We start from the raw sequence: 18,416 nt of genomic DNA on the forward strand, positions 1-18,416 counted from the left end.
ATAATAAATTTAGTTTTCCACAATCTAAATCGACAACATGGCTATTGAAAGCTACCCTATTTTCAGAAACCAGGAAGGCGGCTGTCTCCTCTAGCTGTTTGTTAATGGTGTTTTTGCTATTGTCTTGTGGGAAAATAGACTGCCTGACGATTCCGATCTAAAAAAAGTAGAAATTAAATTTGCGTAACTCAGAAGTTACCTATATATTTGAGTAACTCTTAAGTTACTCATTATGGCAAAAGTTATTAAACACCAGTATTTCTTCGCCCATCCCCTTGAAACGGTTTGGGAGTATTTAACCAATTCCGATCTCATGGCACAATGGCTCATGAAAAATGATTTTCAGCCTGTTTTAGGCCATGAATTTCAGTTCAGGACCGGCAGCATAGCCAGCCTGAATTTTGACGGCATTTTTTATTGCAAGGTGCTGGATATTCAACCTCTAAAAACACTAAGCTATTCCTGGAATTGCGGCCCTGGTGAGGGCACAATCACGCTTGAATCTGTTGTGACCTGGAGGCTCGAACCCAGGAACAACGGCACCGAAGTATTTCTGGACCACCGTGGCTTCGATAAGGCAGAAAATCTGGATATGTACCATGGCCTGCTGCATGGCTGGGTGGAGAAATTCCAAAAAATCGAAAAACTTTTAAATACAGAACCACATGGCCATACCAACGCTTGATACCTTCCAGGTGATCGGAGACCCGAGCCGGCGGAAAATGCTGATGCTCCTTTCGGAGAATAGTTTGACCATCAACAGCCTGGCCGATAATTTCGATATGAGCCGCCCAGCGGTATCCAAGCATGTCAAGATATTGGAAACTGCCGGATTTATTTCTATTCAGGACCTGGGCCGGGAACGCTATTGCACGCTGAAAAAGGACGGTTTTGAAGAATTGCAGGCCTGGCTGAACTACTTTGATGAGTTCTGGACATCGAAACTGAAAAAATTGGAAACCTTATTAAATAATAAATTACCTAACTAAAGACAATAAATGATTGCATCAAATTTGACAGCCGTCCTTTTGACGACACTATTGCTCTCAAACTGGAACAATTGCTCAAAGCAAATGACCGAAACAAAGTATCAGGTTAAAGTAACCCATTTAAAACAGAAAGATATGGAAAAGCAAGATTACACCGCCTCCATTTTAGTGGAGCAGAACCCAAAAGTAGCTTTCGAGGCTATCAGCAACTTTCGCGGCTGGTGGTCTGAAGAAATAGAAGGCCAGACAGATAAGCTGGGCGAAGTATTCGTCTATCACTATAAGGACGTCCATATATGCAAAATTAAACTCATAGAAATGGTCCAGTATAAAAAATTGGTTTATGAGGTTCTGGACAATCAGTTCAGTTTTACAAAGGATAAAACGGAATGGATCGGTACTAAACTCATCTTCGATATTTCTACAGAAGGAGCGAAAACAAAGGTAAAATTCACTCATCAAGGCTTAGTGCCGGAATATGAATGTTACAAAGTTTGCCACGATGCCTGGGGGAACTATATTAACAATAGCTTATACAGTTTAATTACTACCGGCAAGGGAAAACCTAACCCTAAAGATGCTGATGGTTTTAATGCCGAGTTAGCAGATAAATGGAAGATCAAACATTAAAAATCCTGATAAGACGAAAGTCCAGAAACGCTGATCTTTGAATTAGGTTCGAATCCCAGCGGGATCATCAGATTCAGAAACAAAAATTAGAAAACCTTGCAAATAATCATTTACAAGGTTTTTTTTGCTTTTGTAGGAATATTATAATTTATACCGATTCTCCTAAAAAATTGATTAGACGATTAAAAGAATCCTGTTTCTTTATTTCCAGTATAAAATTCCTATTTTTAGTAAAGAAATGAACAAGATGATCAAATGCCATGAGAACAAAATGAGAAGGCTAATGCTGATGCTTACTTTGGTATTGGGTATTTTGACATTCTTCGGCAATGCGAGATCTGTTATTGATCCAAAGCCAACGCAAACTGAGGTCGAAATCTCTAATTCCCGGAAAGCTGGCAACAGGGCCATTTCCTATCAGGATGCCTTGGGCTTGTTTCGGGTTGATCAAGCACCTTGTTTTCGGCTGAGCTGGAAAGAAGCCTTGCTTTCATTCAATAATTTAATGCAGGTTAAACTGGTCCTGGTCAATGTGCAGCAGGGTTTTCAGCCTCCAATCTTGTACTACTGTTTAACCAGAATGCTTCCTCAAAGTTCGGACGAGGAAGAACCGTTTAGCGCCTAAGCTTTTCTTCTCGGCAATCTTTTTCGGTTGCCCTATCTTAAAAAAAAAGGCCTGGTATTTCATCAGACCATAGCGGTTATTTTTCAAAAAATCAATAATGAAATTATTTAAAAGAATATTAAAGTTTACTGGCATAGCTCTGTTGGCGCTCCTGACTTGCGCTTCATTTTACTTTTATAATTCGGGCCCCGAGATGCCCCCCGGAACTGATGCACTCATTACAAAAGTGCTGGAAAGTCCGCTTCCGGAACAAGTAAAAGGTAAAACAGGTTTTGCAAAATCTCATGGACTAAACATTTGGTACGAAAGCATAGCTCCTAAGCAACCCGCAAAAGGTGCTGTTCTGCTCATTATGGGGATCTCCAATGATGCCTTAGGCTGGCCTCCGCAGTTTATCAGTGCCCTGGTGGATTCTGGTTACCAGGTGATCCGTTATGACCACAGAGGGACGGGAGAATCTGATTGGGTAAAGAACTGGAACAGTAAGCATCCATACTCGCTGGCCGATATGGCAGATGATGGTGTCTCGGTATTGAATTCCCTCGGGGTTCGAAAAGCAGATGTGGTGGGGATATCTATGGGCGGGATGATTGCCCAGGAACTGGCTATCAATCATCCGGACAGGGTAGCTACATTAAATTCCATCATGTCTTCTGGCTATATAGAAGATCCGACATTACCCCCGATATCTTCTGCAGTAGCCTGGGACCTGGTTAAAGTAGCCTTGAAATACGGTATTATCCGGACGGACCGCAATATGATCAAAATGCATATAGCAAGCCGGATCATCCTGAAGGGGAAAGCAAACTATCCATCGAACTCCAAAGAGTTGGCCGAACAGGTATTGTATGATATCCGAAAACGAAAAGGATACAATTCAGATGTCTCCAGACAACATCAAGCAGCAGTTTTTCTTTCCGGATCGAGATATGATAAGCTAAAGAAACTCAGTATGCCTACGCTTGTCGTTCACGGAAGGGAAGACCCCTTCATACCGATCGCGCATGGTAAGAAGTGTGCGGCAATCATTCCTATGGCAGATAGTCTCTGGGTAGAAAATATGGGGCATGACCTACCGAACAATCTGATTGGTGTCCTGACAAAGGCAATGATTGCCAATTTCCATAGAAAATAAAAATTTATAAAAAATGTAAACTCATTAGCAATTGTAATTGCTAATGAGTTTAACTCAAACCTTCCAAAAGGCAGCTTCAATTCTTTATTGTGCTAGGGATTGGTCATTGAAATATGAGCAAGTATATTTACCAGTTTACCAAAGGGATCGCGCACGTAAAAGCGACGTACACCCCAAGGTTCATTTGTCAGTTCATATTCAATTTTAAAACCATGTTCCTGCATTAATTTATAGGCGGTATCCACATCATCAACTTCGATAGATAGATCTGGGACAGGTGTGCCAGAACCACCCTCACTCGCAAAGCTGATTTGTACACTCATCTCTTCTTCTGAACCGTATGTGGCTATCCAACCCTGATCCATTAAGACTTTCATGCCCAGCAACTCTACGTAAAATAGTTTTGCTTTCTTAATTTCCAGTGATGCTATATTGGCAACGATGCGTTTAACTTTCATTCTATATAAATTAAATCAAATATAATTATTCAATTAACATAAAGCGATATAAAGAAGCTAGAGAGAGGCTAGGTTGTCGCTATATCAAGTGGCTAAACATAACGTACCTAAAACGCACCTGAGACGCAGTTTATTCGGGATTTTCCATGTCGTGTGCGATTCATATGCGGATTTACTTCCAGTTGTACATCTTGTTGTTATAGCCCCATATTAGGATGTCTACCTGTTCAGCGTATATGAAACCATCATGATTTTTCAAATCAGATAGCGGTATAGATATTTTTTAGTCTATATATCAGGACATTAATATTTTTCTTGCAGTTAAAGTGAATTAATTCGATATTAAAGTAGGAGAATCAAATATTTTTTTTAATTTTGCACTCCTTCAGAGATGAAGACGATTCCGTAGCTCAGCTGGTAGAGCATTACACTTTTAATGTAGTGGTCCTGGGTTCGAATCCCAGCGGGATCACAGAGAATAGCATCAGGACGTATAAAAGCCTGCAAATCATTTGATTTGCAGGCTTTTGTTTTTACGGGATATGTCAAATTATACAACAATCGGATCTATTTTAAAACCAGCACCTGTTTTTATTGTTTAGTTGGTATAAACATTTTAACTAAGAGACGATGACTATTCAATTAAACACCGACAAAAACTTAACAATACATCAGGAATACGAAGAAAAAATTAAAAATGAAATCAATGAAGGCCTGGGGATATTCGATGATTTAATCACCCGCCTGGAGGTACATTTATCAGACGAAAACGGAAGTAAGGAAGGCTTAGATGATAAACGTTGTTTATTGGAGGCAAGAGTTTCAGGTAGAGAACCTGTTGCTGTTTCCAGCTTAGGAAACAGTTATGATTTGGCCCTTCATGGCGCCATTACCAAGTTAAAAAGCAAGCTGGAAACAATAGTCGGCAAACTTAAAGCCCGATAACAATAGACTGGGTTCGAATCCCAACGGGATCACCAAAAAAGACCTTCTAAATAAAATTTAAAGGGTCTTTTTTTATGGCTATTTTGATGCCTTATCTAAAGGTAAATATAGAAATTCGATGTAAAAGGGAGGACGACTTCATATAAAGCTATCCCCCCAATTACGGGCTCTCGACCCTTTTTGTTGGTTATATGGCAATAGGATAGTGGCAAAATCTATGAGTTTTCAGAGCGAGGCATAATTTGTCATTGGAGGTGAGGGTTAATATTCATTATGTACGAAATCAGGAAAGAAATTGATCAGAACGAAATACAAGCTTAGAAGACCTTAATTCAAGTTCTTGATCCTCTCATTCAAATATAATAATTTTTCTTTAAAATAAAACACCTATCTTATTGTGGTTCAGTGTTTAGTGTGCTTTTTGTGATTGACACTGACAATCCTCAATTTTAAAGTTTGTAATACCGTCGGGAAGATTATAATTGTCCAGCGCTCCTAAATTTGGAAGGCTTTTTTTGTCCATTCCAAATGCTTGTTTCTTATTGTTTAGAAAATCTGATCTTATAAATTTTTCCTTTGTTGTAATAGGTTGCATTGATAAATGCCGGAAGGGTATCGTAATACTCTGTGAGGTCGGTTAAGATAAAATAATCTGAAGATAGAAAAGGCGATGGTAAAGATCTATGAAATTTTAGCTTCTTATCCTCCCCAACATAACCTAAGTCAGGAGAAAAAATTACTTTTTTGCCATTTTTGCTATTTGTCATTGTAATGGAAGACGCTCCGATATAACCATCGGCGAAACTTAGTTTTACCGGCTTCTTGTTCAATACACCTTTATAGGGAACAGCTTCATACGCCTTTTGTGCATAAGTAAAAAAGGGGAGAAGGATGATGAATAAGAAGATGTTTAATTGTTTATTTTTCATAATACCCTATAGATCGTAATCAAGACTATAATAACCATGATCATACTGTAGATCAGTTTGTTGTTCTTTGCCAGCCAATTGGGGAGATAGATGTCAAAATTGTCTTTCGTAGAATTTGAGTACCTCCTTGCTATGATGGTTATAGGGCAGAAAAATTTAAACGACAGCAATGTAATACACTCTATGCCAACCAGGCCATAACCGATCCATAGCCAGTGGTCAATTTTGCCTATAATAACTGCGTACAACATGTAGAAGATCACCACGCTGTAGAATACCCATATGACTGTATGTAGAAATTTCAGGAGTACTAATTTGTTTGCATTGGTCATAACTGCCACTATTAGTATCTGTAACTTAAGTTAGAAATGGTTAAAAACGATTGCCCTTATTAGAGTCTCTTAACGGCTCTGTTAAGATCAAGATTCCATAGTCTTTATCTTCAACACCAAAATCCTTTTTTAATGTTTTTTTATCCAGAATTCTGATCTCTTGGAGAGTTACATCATTTACAGAGGCCAGATCATAATCATAGCTGGTTTTTAATAATTTCTTATTTAGTATATATTGAAATGAACTGTCGCTATTTACGGTAGGCATTAACCGGGCATAATTATCAGATTTGCGTTTCAGATAATTCCACATCTTCTTCCTGGCAAATGTCTTTGTTTCGATATAGATTATACCGTTTTTTCCTTCTTCACCCAATCGCTCTATTGCATTGTTCTCTTTAACAACTTGTATAAAAGCAATATCTTTAGGATTTATGCTCCTAAAATAGTCAGGTTTAACCCTAACGCTATCTAAGAAGTAAACCGGATTTCTATTCTGGTTCTCTGTAGTTTGAGCAAAAGAAATTATTGTTATAAAATTGAAAAATAAAAGGCCTAATAATTTTTTCATCTTTTAAAGTTTAAGTATGCGAATTAGACTGCCCCTGACCTGTTATTTAAATATAAGAATTTATTCCTGAAAAAATTATGACCTTTGGCGATCTTACATTTGAGAAAATCATATTTAAACCATGATAAGAAATACAAAAACTGGCTTAATTGCCTATTCAGGACTTGCTCTGCTCTTTAGCACCGTCCTTACTTCCTGCAGCCATAAAAAATCGGAGGCATCCTATGCTGCAAGTGATCCTGTTTTTAAAAATATGGACACCACGGTGCATCCAGGGAACGACTTCTTTAGGTACGCCAATGGAGGCTGGATCAAGAAGAATCCAATTCCCGCTGCGTATTCCAGTTGGGGAATAGGAAACCTTGTGCAGGAAGAAATCCGGGAAAAGCTTAAAAAAATTAATGAAGATGCCCTGAAGGAAAACGCGGCGAAAGGGACCAACAGCCAGAAAATTGCTGATTTTTATTTCTCCGGGATGGATACGGTGGGTATTGAGAAGAGAGGGGCCAGTGACTTAAAGGCTGAACTGGACCGTATCGACCATATTAAAGATGTAAATGGTGTTTTAGACGTGTCAGCCCATCTTACCACCTATGGGATTGAAAATATGATAGGGCTTTACATTGGTCAGGATGAAAAAAATAGTGATAAAATAGCACTCCATATCAGTCAAAGTGGAATTGGCCTACCCAACAGGGACTATTATTTCAATACGGATACCCGCACTAAAAATATCAGGAATGATTACTCAGGAAAGCATTTGCCTGCTGTATTGAAACTTTCCGGAATGACGGATCAGGATGCTACAGCAGCAGCAAAGAATGTGTTTGCCATTGAGACAGCCCTTGCTGCCAGCTCACGCAAACTGGAAGACCTGCGAGATCCCTATCACAACTATAACAAGATGTCAATTGCCAAACTGAACCAGCTGACACCTGGAATGAACTGGACAGACATTTTTCAGAAATTGAAAATCAATAAAGCCGATACGGTTATCGTAGGCCAGCCCGAATATTACCAGGCCTTGAACAAGGCATTAAAAACTTTTCCAATCAAGGATTGGAAGGCATATTTACGCTGGCACCTGATTTCTGCCACTTCTCCTTATCTGAACAAAGATCTGGACAAAGAAAAATTTAGATTCTATGGGACAGTCATTGCAGGAAAAAAGGAGCAATTGCCAAGATGGAAACGTGTGCTTGACGCTGAAAATGCTTTAATGGGAGAGGTGCTGGGACAGTTGTTTGTTAAAGCCTATTTTCCGGAGACCGCTAAGAAACGCTATTCGGATATGGTTACCGCCATACGCAGCAGTTACAAAGAGCATATCGAAAAACTAGACTGGATGAGTGCTGAGACTAAGAAAAAGGCACTTGATAAGTTGGAGAAAATAAATCCAAAAGTTGGCTTCCCTGATAAATGGAAAGATTTTTCTACGCTGGAGATCGACCGTAAATCTTATGTGCTGAATGTACTGCGTGCTCAGGCCTGGTGGTATAATAGAGAGGTGAACAAATTAGGTAAACCCGTTGACCGTACCGAATGGGACATGACACCTCAAACCTATAATGCGTATTACAACCCGTCAAATAATGAAATTGTATTGCCTGCGGCGATATTTAGCATAGCTGGTGTAAAAGATGAAGACGTGGATGATGCTGTAGTGTATGGTTATGCAGCGGCATCTACTATTGGTCATGAAATTACACATGGTTTTGATGATGAGGGACGCCAGTTTGATGCAAAAGGAAATCTAAAAGCCTGGTGGACACCACAGGATTCTGTAAAATTCACAGAGAGGGCTCAGGTTCTTGTCAACCAGTTTAATAATTATAAAGTGCTGGACAGCATGCACGTGAACGGAAAAGCAACTCTCGGGGAGAACATTGCCGATTTAGGCGGGATTGTTCTCGGACTTGACGCATTTAAGAAAACCGAACAATACAAAGAGAATAAAAAGATCAACGGATTGACACCGCTGCAGCGTTACTTTTTAGGCTATGCCTTGGGTTGGCTGGGGCACCAAAGAGATGAACAATTGGCAAGTCAAATCCTGACAGACGTTCATTCACCTGCATTTTTAAGGGTAAATGGTCCATTTGCTGATGTGCCTGAATTCTATGAAGCCTTCAAAGTAAAGAAAGGTGATGCGATGTGGATTGACCCTGACAAAAGAGTTAAAATCTGGTAAATACATTTAACGACTGTACCATAAAAAAGGCTATTCTCTTAAGAGGGAATAGCCTTTTTTATGGTTATTTGAGTTATTATTCTCTTACAAAGATTGTAGTCCTTCCACTTTGTTTAAGGATCATTTCTTTTTTGTCCGTATTAAACTCAACGAAAATATCGTCAGCATTAAATTTGAATTTATCTTTTGATACTGTTTCCAGCGCGAATTTAGACTGTCCCGTAGCCTGTGCCATAAGTACTGTGCCTTGTTTGGTAAATGTTATCTTTAGAGGGATCTGTTTAGAGGCATAAATGCCAAGATGAGCATCAAGGTCTTCACTTTTAATCTCCACCGGTTTTAAGTCGGGAATGTTAAACGGCTGATGATAACAAATACTTAAAATAGCGATACTAATATCATTAACAGGATAATTTGCACCGTTTACACAGGATGAAAAGGAAAGATCATCATCAAATCTGGAGGTCACACTATGACTTCCATACGTGTCCCCACCATGTCCAATACCAATTTTTCCATAAAAAGGCACTTTTGTCAGTCCCATTCCAAATATATACTGATCTTCAGATGTTCTCATTTGATTGTAGCTTTCTGGCTTAACAAGTTTTCCTGTTGCCAGGGCATTGATAAAAGCAAGCATGTCTGTAGGCGTTGATAGGATGTCACCCACACCAATTACATTCGGAAAATAAATATCCTTGATCTTAACCCACGAAGTTGTACGTTGATAAGACCGGGCCTCCGTGTTTTCTGATTCGTTGGCTTTAGAAGAAAATGTATGTTGTAATCCTATTTTACCTGAAATGCGATTTTTAATCAGCTTGCTGTAAGGCTTGCCCGTTATTTCTTCCAAAATATAACTCAATAATAAATACCCTGAATTGCAATACAATTGCTTGGTACCTGGTTCAAAATGTACTTTCTTTCCTGCAATGTTCTGTAATAATTCTGCTTTAGTATGCGGGTTGGTGATCCAGGCCTTATTATCTGTATCATTCACGTAATCCGCCAAGCCACTGGTGTGATTGAGCAGGTTTTTAATGGTGATCTTCGCCGCATTTGGCATCTGCGGGAAATATTTATCAAGCTTAGTATCCAGAGACAATTTGCCTTCTTCAATAAGCTGAAAGATTAGCGTTGCAGTAAACATTTTGGTCATCGAGCCAATCCTGTAAAGTGTAACAGACGTGGCCGGAACCTTATTGTTGCCTTCCAATGAGCTGTAACCTATTGATTTTTGATATATCATTTTACCCTTTTGGGATATGGCAAAGCTCCCCATGCAACGATTATTCGCAGAGAGTGCATTAAAAAAACTGTCTAATTTTGCTGTGTTGATTTCCTGGGCCTGAGCGCTGACCAAAAGAATAAAAACTGCAAACAGAGAAGCGGTAATTTTTTTCATAATTGAGTATAATTTAGGTAGAAAGATCTAACCATGTTTATGAAGATTTAGGATTTTAATGGTAATATGATCTTGTAACCCACCAAAAAACTTCTTCAGTACCTTTTCAAATACCGGGTCTGCTCCAGGTACAGCTGCAAATAACGTCATGCAGGATTTTAGTTTTAAATCATCCGGACTGCCAAATATCTCATGGGCGTTATCATTTTTAAGGTCCAGAAGGGTGTTGCACACCAAAATCAACCTCGCACCCAGAACACGATGTGTAAGATATTCCTGAGCCTCTGCCAAATCCTCTATAGCATAAAGCTTTGAAGTTTCGGTAAATCCTAAGCCCTGAATTTGTGGAAAGATAAACCACATCCAGTGACTTTGTTTTTGGCCATTTTGAATCTCTGTTAGCGCTGTTTGGAAAACTGGTTTTTGCGCATTAATAAATCTCTCGAGGTTGTGCTGCTTCATCTCATTATCTTCAGGGAACGTGAATATATTGAATTAAATATCAAATTAATAGTTGCAGAGCAGTTTAATTTTTACAGGGGGACATATAGCAGAAATTTCTAGCTTTGAATATGGAAGATAAGAAGAACAAGGTTTTCGAAAGCTACAATATTATTGCTGGCTGGTTTGCCGAAAACCGTTACCAGGGATTGATGGAAAAAGCCTATCTCGATAAAATCATAGAGATTTTAGGTAAAGGTTCCAGCATACTGGATCTGGGCTGCGGAACTGGAATGCCCATGATGGGTTATCTTTTAAGCCAGGGCATGCAGGTTACCGGAGTTGATGCCAGCCATCGTATGTTGGAGATTGCAAAAAATAACCTTCCCTTCGCCGATTTCCGGCAGGCCGACATGCGGGAGCTTTCACTTGGTGAAAAATTTGATGCCATTATAGCCTGGCATAGCTTTTTCCATCTTCCTTCAGATGACCAGCCTGCCATGTTCGATGTTTTTAAAAAGCACCTTAATCCTGGGGGTATCTTAATGTTCACTTCAGGTAAAGAACTTGGAGAAGCCTGGGGAATGAATGGTGGAGAAAACCTCTTTCATGCCTCATTAGATAAAGACCAGTATCAATCACTGATGGAAATGAGTGGATTCCATGTTCTAAGATATAAGGAAGACGATCCGGATTGCGGTAACGCTACCGTATGGATGGCACAATTGCATTAGAAATTAGATCCTCCAGAACAACTCCTGGTTGTAAGTTCAGCCCCCTGTTCAGGACAGTAAAATTTAATTAAATGATTGTCTGAATTCCAGTGGAGAAAGACTGGTTTTGTTTTTAAATAGCTTATTAAAGGATTGAGGATGTTCAAAGCCGAGCTGATAAGCGATCTCTGCGACAGATGCCTTGCTGGTCGAAAGAACTTCTTTAGCTTTCTCAATAAGCTTTTGGTGGATATATTGCTGGGCATTTTGACCGATCAATGACCGTAGCATATCGCTTAAATAACGAGGGGAAACCAGCAATTGCTCCGCAAGAAACTGAACTGTTGGCAGGCCTTTATTCAAAGCAGTTTCCTTATTGAAATAATCATTCAGCAGGTTTTCCGCTTTGGAGAGTAAGTCATTGTTCACTGCTTTTCTGGTAATAAATTGCCGCTTATAAAAACGGTTGCTGTAATTGAGCAACAACTCAATTTGCGTGACAATAACATCCTGGCTGTAATCATCTATCGGCAACTGCAATTCCTCTTCAATATGATGGAATATACTTAAGATCGTCGATTTTTCTTTATCAGAGAGGTGCAAGGCTTCATGGATATCATAAGAAAAGAAGCCGTAGTTTTTAATGTTCCTTCCCAGAGAGTAATTTCTGATGAAGTCAGGATGAATGAGTAAAGTGTAGCCTACATACTCCGCATCATCTGTTGTGGCCAGCAATTGGTTGGGGGAAGTGAACACCAGTCCACCCTCATCAAAATCATAATAATTTTGCCCATATTTTATTTTTCCGTTAAGGCCTTTTTTATAAGAGATCTTATAAAAATTAAGGAGAAAAGAAGCCGGCAGCTGATCCTTATCTACAGAGATCAGCGTATTGTCGACCAGGCATACCAGCGGGTGCAAAGGCTTTGGCAAGCCCAGCACCCGGTGTAAATCGGATATCGAATTAAATTGATAGGGAATATGTTCTTCCTTCTTCATCAGTACAAAGATACGCGGTTTATTCTCCCAAAAATGTTTCTGCCATCTGTTTTCTAAAAGCTTCATCGCCAATTTGTATACGCTGCGCATAAAGTGCTTTTGCATCTTCACCGGCAACATATCTTAATTTGTCTTTTCCATCTGTGGCCGCCTCGTAAACGACATCAGCTATGCCCTCTGCAGATGTAAAATGATCCTCGTTAAAACCGGAGAACAACTGATCTACCCATTTTTGATAAGCAGGGTGGGTAGACATATCTGCTGAACGGCTCAGGAAATCTGTTTTAATTCCGCCCGGAGAAACTGTTTTAATACCTACACCAATTTTTCCCAATTCGAAAGCCATGCTCTCACTCCAGCCTTCCAAAGCCCATTTGGTGGCATGATAGACCGAACTGAAAGGGAAGGTAATCAATCCGCCTATAGAGGTGGTGGAAATAAAAAGGCCGGCTTTCTTTTCTCTGAAATAAGGAATAAATGCCTGCGTTACGCGAATCACTCCTAAAATATTGGTGTCTAACTGACGAACCAGCTGCTCATCTGTAGTGGATTCCAGAGGCCCCATTAATCCGTAACCTGCATTGTTAAATACCACATCAACCGGACCTGAAGCAATGGCTTTTTTAACAGTATCTGCAATCTGGTCCGGATTGGTTACATCTAAAGGCAATAAACTGATGTTGTCTATCAGGCCCAACTCTTTTTCGTTTTCAGGTTTACGCATCGTTGCGATAACTTTCCAGCCTTTGGCTGCAAATAATTTAGCTGTTGCTTTTCCTAATCCGGTGGAGGCACCTGTAATGAATATTGTTTTCATGTTCTTTATCTATTTTGTACCACAAAGTTCCAGGAAAGGGTAGTCATCCAGGTATCCAAACTGGAATTTATTGTAGCCAAAATGGTATTCAGAAAAACGGAGGTTATGAAGGCATCCGCTATGGAGTTCCAGGTCTAAGGAGTCCAGGCAAATAACTGAGCAGACTTGGAGCGTCAGAAAATAATTTAAACTTTAGAAGGGCCGGGATGAAGTATTTCATCGGTCCTTTTTTTCAATTCGACCAATTTCTGCTGGATCTCAACATTCTTCTTTTTCAGTTCGGCAGCTTTTTTAAACAACTCTTCGTTGATCTTTTGTTGCGGGGCCAGGTTTTCTGTCTTTTGTCGATTTTCCATAGTGAGAGAGATTAGGGCAAGAGGAGCGGGTTCAACTAATTTATGATTGTTGTATGAATTCTATTTTAAATTCAGATTAACTCTTGCACTAAAGTTAGTTGTAATTATTTAGAATCATTAAATTTCAGTAAGTATCCAGGCGAAGCTAACGGAAATCAATGTAAAGCTCTTTGGCAAGGTTCTACTTATAGTTTTGAGGCTAAAAAGTAAGAGGAACGTTGCATCTTAATTATTTATTGATCCGTTTATTCAGTAATAAATAAGCAGTAAGTAAGCCACTCCCCACAAAAATAGCTATATTGGATAATGAAAATCCGGTTTTTATTAAAGTGAGCAGCGAGTAAACAACTAATGCAAAAGACAGGGCCAGCAATATTTTGATTTTAGACATTCAATGCAAAATTTAAAGTAGAACAGAAAGCCCGAAACTAAGGATATTTCCCCGAAGCCAGAGCCATTTTTCATAGCTACTTAAAATTGTTATTTAATTTTTCAGTTTTAAGGGCCGATACAAATTCAATTTAACAAGACGATATGTTTAGAATAGGGTAGACAAACTCCGGAAACGGTTCTATATTTGCTTTGTATGAATGCGCCATGAGTGCGCAGTGAGTGCGCCATGACTGCGCCTTTTTACTGAAAAAAGGCGCAGTCATGGCGCAAGGATTTTGACATCGTTGCGCATGCATATCAAACCAATATGCACTGGTTCCAGACCAGTGCTCCTTTAAGAAATTTACAAATTGAATATTCAGTGAGATCACGACCAAAAGGGCTAACGAGCATTAGTACTCCAATAGTCCTGATGGCAGTCATTAGCCCTATGGCCGTTTCGTTTTTTAAATATAACAATTTCAGCCTAAAAAACAGTCCTTTACATCTGTTGTTTATCGTATTTGCTGACCGTTTTAGCAAAGCAACTTTGACCGTTTTAACAAAACAATCTTCTGGATAATCACCTGATCTTTGTGTATATCAAAAACGATCAGACGATGAAACATATTAATCAGATTTACATTAATGGTGCATTTGTTACACCTCATGGAACAGAAACTTTCAATCTTATCAACCCCAGTAATAATCAAAAAATCGGAACGGTAAGGCTGGGTGATGAAGAAGATACGCGCATGGCGATTGCTGCTGCAAAGGAAGCGTTTAAAAGCTTTGCTCAAACGACCAAGGAAGAACGCATAAACTACCTGCAGAAGCTACAGGCTGCGGTGAGCAAAAGAGAAGAGGAACTGATAGACGTTATGGTGTTGGAGTATGGCGGTACTTTCCAGTTTTGCAAGGCCAGCACACAGCATGCAATACATGCTTTTTCTTCCATGATTGAAACCTTGCAGGAATTTGACTTCGAAAAAAAGGTTGGTCACTCTAAGGTGCGTTTAGAATCTTTGGGTGTTGCAGGTATCATCACGCCATGGAATGCTAGCAACAGTTTTATTTGCAACAAACTGGCCACTGCAATTGCGGCCGGCTGTACTGTGGTTATCAAACCAAGTGAAATGAGCGCATTGCAAACGCAACTTATTGCGGAATGTTTTCATGAAGCCGGTTTACCTGATGGTGTCTACAATATTGTAAATGGTCTGGGAAGTGTTGTGGGCGCTGAAATAACCAGTCATCCCGATATTGCCAAAATCTCCTTTACAGGTTCTACAGCAGTGGGCAAAACCATCGCTAAAGGTGCTGTTGACACGATGAAACGCGTTACATTGGAACTTGGTGGTAAATCACCGAATGTGATCCTGGATGACGCAGATTTGAATACAGTGATCCCTATGGCTGTTTTAGGTGCTTATATGAACAGTGGGCAAGCTTGTATTGCACCAACCCGTTTATTGGTTCCTGAACATAAACTGGAAGAGGTTAATGCAATTGCAAAAGCAACTGCTGAAAGCATAAAAGTAGGAAATCCGCAGGATGAAGATACACATGTAGGGCCTATGGTGAGTAAAAAGCAATATGAACGTGTGCAAACCTATATCAGGCTTGGGCAAGAGGAAGGGGCTACACTTCTGGTTGGCGGTGAGGGACAACCGGCTGGTTTGGAAGCAGGTAATTTTGTCAGAGCTACGATCTTTACAAATGTAAATAATGAGATGCGTATTGCCCGGGAGGAAATTTTTGGTCCGGTATTGTCTATTATTCCTTACAAATCTGAAGAGGATGCTATTGCAATAGCGAATGATACGACTTACGGTTTGGCGGCTTATATCAGTTCTTCGGATACCGTACGTGCAAATCGTGTTGCGGCGCGGATTTCAGCCGGGAGAATTAATATTAATGGTTTTTCTCATGATCCTCAAACGCCCTTTGGTGGTTTTAAACAATCGGGTATTGGCAGAGAATTTGGGGTATATGGTTTGGGCGCCTACCTGGAGCCTAAAGCAATCCTCGAATAATTACTAAATTTAGACGTTTTATTGCTAGAAAAAATGATAGAAAGAGATCTTTTTCCGATTAATTATTCCTGCCATTTCGCTGAATTTAGAGAAGGGGAGCAGTTTGTGCAAGGGCACAGCATGGGGATGGTTATTTCAGGAATCATGGAATTGAACGATGGACAACAGAAAGTTCAGTTTAAAAAGGGTGAATTGTACTCTGCAAGGAAAAACCATCTCTTGAAATTTGTTAAGTATCCACCTGATCAGGGAGAATTCAAGTCTCTTTCTATTTATTTCGATGATAAAATGCTGAGGGATTTTAGTTTAGAATACGGCTATAAAGCTGAAGAGAAAAAGCATACAACTGCGTTTATCCGTTTACCGAAAGATACGTCAATAATGGCTTTTATGAACTCCCTGATGGCTTATGAGTCTTTATTGAATGAGGATAATGCTGTTGAGCTTTTAAAGCTTAAGCAAAAGGAAGCGTTGCTGGTTTTATTGGGCTATGATCCCTCTTTGAAAAATGTCCTGTTTGATTTTTCGGAACCTTATAAAATAGATCTGGGCGCTTTTATGGAAAAGAATTTTCATTTTAATGTGAGCCTCGAAAGATTTTCTTATTTAACAGGCAGAAGCCTTTCTACATTTAAACGTGATTTTGAAAAGATATTTCAACTAACACCAAGCCGCTGGTTATTACAGCGCCGTTTGAAGGAAGCCTATTATTTGATTAAAGAAAAAAAGCGAATGCCTTCTGATGTCTACCTGGAATTGGGTTTTGAAGACTTGTCTCATTTTTCTTTTACGTTTAAAAAGCAGTTTGGAAAGTCACCCAGTGCATTTCTTGTCTAATGATCAGATCAGATCATCCGGTTTAGACTGATTACTGTTATTAGTCTCCAAAAACGGGGGGTTGGCCGCAAAATTTAACTGATTCGTCTCAATTAACAGTTGTTAACAGTTGCTTTTTTAAAATTCGCTTCTTAATGAATTAGGAGATGAACGATAAAATTGTAATGGAATGAAAAACGAAATTGTAGGATCGGATAAAATTATTGTGTGCAGCTTATTCTTAATTGTTGTCTTTAGACTTGTTGCTTTGTTGTTTAAGCTCATTGTGTAGAGCGTTTTCGATTAAGCTTTGAATTAATAGATCAATAGGCGCAGAAAATGCGGGTTTTACTTCAGAATTTGGCTCTTTGATACAAAAAACGCATGTAATGGTGGCCGGGGGTAGAAATACCGGTCAGCGACGCTTACAGGCTTATGTTCAGGAAAAAAACTTTTAATCCTTTGATTTGCTTTAGTTTTTGAATAGACCAAAGAATAGATCATCCGGTTTTTAACGTCAACAGAGTTAATGATTTATTGTAATTTTGTGTTATGGGACTAAAAACCTCGATTTAAAATTGATATAAATGTTGAATACGCTTATACCTGCTGAAAGAATAAGGGCAGTTGAAATTGCATTGTTAAAAGCTTTTAATACGACAGAAGTAACAGAGGTCATTTTATTGAATGGTGGACTTTCTTCAGCTGTTGTATATAAAATTGTTGTGGATGAACAGGCATATGTTTTGAAGCTGGATAGTCCATCAGTTCATGAAAATATGATCAGCAGCATGGAAATTGCTGCGGATGCAGATCTTGCTCCAGCGGTTTATTACCTAAACAGAACAGATGGAATTACGATTACCCGTTTTATTACGGGAATGCCTATGCAGTCTGTTTTTAAATCGCATAACGTGTTGTTGTCTAAACTGGCAAAGACAATTAAGTCTATCCATGAGTTGCCGCTTTTTTCTAAGGAGAATAGTTTATTGCACACAGTTGATGGACTTGTTGCTGCTTTTAAGGCATCAGGTACTTGGTCAGGCCAGGTCTTTGAGGAATGCTTTGCTCATTATGATCTGATCAGGAATCATTATCCCTGGGAAGATGCAGACAGGGTTTCAAGTCATAATGATCTGAATCCAAATAATATGGTTTTTGATGGGGAGAAAATCTGGATCATTGACTGGGACGCAGCTTTTCTAAATGATAGGTATGTAGATCTTGCCATTATGGCAAACTTTTATGTGACAACGGATGAACAGGAAAATATCTTTCTTGAGAGCTATTTTGGCAGAAATTCAAGTGATTATAACAAAGCACGCTTTTTTGTGATGCGTCAGGTTTGCCGTCTGGTTTATGCTGTACTGATGTTTAAACTGTCCGATACGACTAAGCCAGCTGATAAGGAACATGATCTTGTTATGGAAGGTGTAACTTTGAAAGATGTAAAAGACCAGCTGGGTAGTGGGAAAATAAATCTTGGAACTTATCAGGGGCAATTGCTGTTTGGCAAGGGATTATGGAATGAGGCACTGAATGGTATGCGGTCCGAAAGGTTTAATTTATCTATAGAACAGCTTGCTGAGGTTCATGAGGTAGGCTTGAGTGGTAAGTAGTTTTCAGAAAATTAAGTTTTCAGTATATAATGGTAAT

21 protein-coding genes and 1 tRNA gene are annotated in these 18,416 nt (G+C 39.3%); 12 read left to right on the forward strand and 10 right to left on the reverse strand.

Annotation, left to right across the window (positions count from 1 at the left end):
• Positions 1 to 232 precede the first annotated feature (232 nt).
• From R2S08_RS01760 to R2S08_RS01780, 5 genes are all read left to right on the forward strand, one after another.
• Positions 233 to 685: an SRPBCC family protein gene (locus R2S08_RS01760; protein ID WP_133777491.1), complete on the forward strand. Its 453-nt coding sequence runs from the start codon at positions 233 to 235 to the stop codon at positions 683 to 685.
• Complete coding sequence (locus R2S08_RS01765) at positions 666 to 989, forward strand: ArsR/SmtB family transcription factor (RefSeq protein ID WP_133777490.1); 324 nt, start codon at positions 666 to 668, stop codon at positions 987 to 989. Before R2S08_RS01760 ends, R2S08_RS01765 begins: the two co-directional genes overlap by 20 nt.
• Positions 990 to 1,124: 135 nt before the next feature.
• Positions 1,125 to 1,619, forward strand: a complete 495-nt coding sequence (locus R2S08_RS01770) for an SRPBCC domain-containing protein (protein WP_133777489.1) — start codon at positions 1,125 to 1,127, stop codon at positions 1,617 to 1,619.
• Positions 1,620 to 1,857: 238 nt separating this feature from the next.
• Entirely contained in the window at positions 1,858 to 2,244 is a 387-nt protein-coding gene (locus tag R2S08_RS01775; protein ID WP_316833591.1) for a hypothetical protein, read from the forward strand.
• A 97-nt stretch (positions 2,245 to 2,341) separates the two neighbouring features.
• A complete protein-coding gene (locus tag R2S08_RS01780; protein WP_316833593.1) occupies positions 2,342 to 3,379 on the forward strand; it encodes an alpha/beta hydrolase in 1,038 nt (345 codons plus the stop codon).
• A gap of 92 nt (positions 3,380 to 3,471) precedes the next feature.
• On the opposite strand, the gene R2S08_RS01785 is transcribed toward R2S08_RS01780, so the two are convergent.
• Positions 3,472 to 3,837 carry a VOC family protein gene (locus R2S08_RS01785; RefSeq protein WP_133777487.1) on the reverse strand — a complete coding sequence of 122 codons (366 nt, stop codon included), beginning with the start codon at positions 3,835 to 3,837 and terminating at the stop codon, positions 3,472 to 3,474.
• 399 nt (positions 3,838 to 4,236) lie between these two features.
• On the opposite strand from R2S08_RS01785, the gene R2S08_RS01790 reads away from it, so the two are divergent.
• Positions 4,237 to 4,309: transfer RNA gene (locus tag R2S08_RS01790), tRNA-Lys, on the forward strand.
• 158 nt (positions 4,310 to 4,467) lie between these two features.
• Positions 4,468 to 4,782, forward strand: coding sequence for an HPF/RaiA family ribosome-associated protein (locus R2S08_RS01795; RefSeq protein ID WP_133777486.1), 315 nt, complete (start codon positions 4,468 to 4,470; stop codon positions 4,780 to 4,782).
• Between the two features lie 539 nt (positions 4,783 to 5,321).
• Here R2S08_RS01795 and R2S08_RS01800 read toward each other — a convergent pair.
• Genes R2S08_RS01800 through R2S08_RS01810 form a run of 3 tightly spaced genes read right to left on the reverse strand, consistent with a single transcriptional unit; the run spans position 5,322 to position 6,614 of the window.
• Positions 5,322 to 5,711, reverse strand: a complete 390-nt coding sequence (locus R2S08_RS01800) for a hypothetical protein (RefSeq protein ID WP_316833594.1) — start codon at positions 5,709 to 5,711, stop codon at positions 5,322 to 5,324.
• Positions 5,708 to 6,043, reverse strand: a complete 336-nt coding sequence (locus tag R2S08_RS01805; RefSeq protein ID WP_316833595.1) for a hypothetical protein — start codon at positions 6,041 to 6,043, stop codon at positions 5,708 to 5,710. Before R2S08_RS01805 ends, R2S08_RS01800 begins: the two co-directional genes overlap by 4 nt.
• A 40-nt stretch (positions 6,044 to 6,083) precedes the next feature.
• A complete protein-coding gene (locus R2S08_RS01810; RefSeq protein ID WP_316833596.1) occupies positions 6,084 to 6,614 on the reverse strand; it encodes a hypothetical protein in 531 nt (176 codons plus the stop codon).
• Between the two features lie 121 nt (positions 6,615 to 6,735).
• Between R2S08_RS01810 and R2S08_RS01815 the strand changes: the two genes are divergently transcribed.
• A complete protein-coding gene (locus R2S08_RS01815) occupies positions 6,736 to 8,805 on the forward strand; it encodes a M13 family metallopeptidase (RefSeq protein WP_316833597.1) in 2,070 nt (689 codons plus the stop codon).
• Between the two features lie 76 nt (positions 8,806 to 8,881).
• On the opposite strand, the gene R2S08_RS01820 is transcribed toward R2S08_RS01815, so the two are convergent.
• Both R2S08_RS01820 and R2S08_RS01825 read right to left on the reverse strand, forming a co-directional pair.
• Positions 8,882 to 10,210: a serine hydrolase domain-containing protein gene (locus R2S08_RS01820; RefSeq protein WP_316833598.1), complete on the reverse strand. Its 1,329-nt coding sequence runs from the start codon at positions 10,208 to 10,210 to the stop codon at positions 8,882 to 8,884.
• A gap of 27 nt (positions 10,211 to 10,237) precedes the next feature.
• The gene (locus R2S08_RS01825; protein ID WP_316833599.1) at positions 10,238 to 10,672 is read right to left on the reverse strand and encodes a DUF1810 domain-containing protein; all 435 of its coding nucleotides are present in this window, start codon (positions 10,670 to 10,672) and stop codon (positions 10,238 to 10,240) included.
• 110 nt (positions 10,673 to 10,782) lie between these two features.
• Here R2S08_RS01825 and R2S08_RS01830 point away from each other — a divergent pair, with 110 nt between their 5' ends.
• Entirely contained in the window at positions 10,783 to 11,385 is a 603-nt protein-coding gene (locus R2S08_RS01830; protein ID WP_316833600.1) for a class I SAM-dependent methyltransferase, read from the forward strand.
• Between the two features lie 63 nt (positions 11,386 to 11,448).
• On the opposite strand, the gene R2S08_RS01835 is transcribed toward R2S08_RS01830, so the two are convergent.
• The 4 genes from R2S08_RS01835 to R2S08_RS01850 form a co-directional block, all read right to left on the reverse strand.
• Positions 11,449 to 12,429, reverse strand: a complete 981-nt coding sequence (locus R2S08_RS01835) for a helix-turn-helix transcriptional regulator (RefSeq protein ID WP_316833601.1) — start codon at positions 12,427 to 12,429, stop codon at positions 11,449 to 11,451.
• Positions 12,383 to 13,180 carry an SDR family oxidoreductase gene (locus tag R2S08_RS01840; RefSeq protein WP_316833602.1) on the reverse strand — a complete coding sequence of 266 codons (798 nt, stop codon included), beginning with the start codon at positions 13,178 to 13,180 and terminating at the stop codon, positions 12,383 to 12,385. Before R2S08_RS01840 ends, R2S08_RS01835 begins: the two co-directional genes overlap by 47 nt.
• Positions 13,181 to 13,365: 185 nt before the next feature.
• Positions 13,366 to 13,536: a hypothetical protein gene (locus tag R2S08_RS01845; protein ID WP_166643910.1), complete on the reverse strand. Its 171-nt coding sequence runs from the start codon at positions 13,534 to 13,536 to the stop codon at positions 13,366 to 13,368.
• A gap of 229 nt (positions 13,537 to 13,765) precedes the next feature.
• Positions 13,766 to 13,927, reverse strand: coding sequence for a hypothetical protein (locus R2S08_RS01850; protein ID WP_166643909.1), 162 nt, complete (start codon positions 13,925 to 13,927; stop codon positions 13,766 to 13,768).
• A gap of 601 nt (positions 13,928 to 14,528) precedes the next feature.
• Between R2S08_RS01850 and R2S08_RS01855 the strand changes: the two genes are divergently transcribed.
• From R2S08_RS01855 to R2S08_RS01865, 3 genes are all read left to right on the forward strand, one after another.
• The gene (locus R2S08_RS01855) at positions 14,529 to 15,944 is read left to right on the forward strand and encodes an aldehyde dehydrogenase family protein (RefSeq protein WP_316833603.1); all 1,416 of its coding nucleotides are present in this window, start codon (positions 14,529 to 14,531) and stop codon (positions 15,942 to 15,944) included.
• Positions 15,945 to 15,977: 33 nt separating this feature from the next.
• On the forward strand, positions 15,978 to 16,781 hold the full coding sequence (locus R2S08_RS01860) for an AraC family transcriptional regulator (protein WP_316833604.1): 804 nt from the start codon (positions 15,978 to 15,980) through the stop codon (positions 16,779 to 16,781).
• Between the two features lie 566 nt (positions 16,782 to 17,347).
• Positions 17,348 to 18,379, forward strand: a complete 1,032-nt coding sequence (locus R2S08_RS01865; RefSeq protein ID WP_316833605.1) for a phosphotransferase — start codon at positions 17,348 to 17,350, stop codon at positions 18,377 to 18,379.
• Positions 18,380 to 18,416: the final 37 nt, after the last annotated feature.

Origin of the sequence: Pedobacter nutrimenti (assembly GCF_032678445.1) — a bacterium.
GTDB lineage: Bacteria > Bacteroidota > Bacteroidia > Sphingobacteriales > Sphingobacteriaceae > Pedobacter > Pedobacter nutrimenti_A.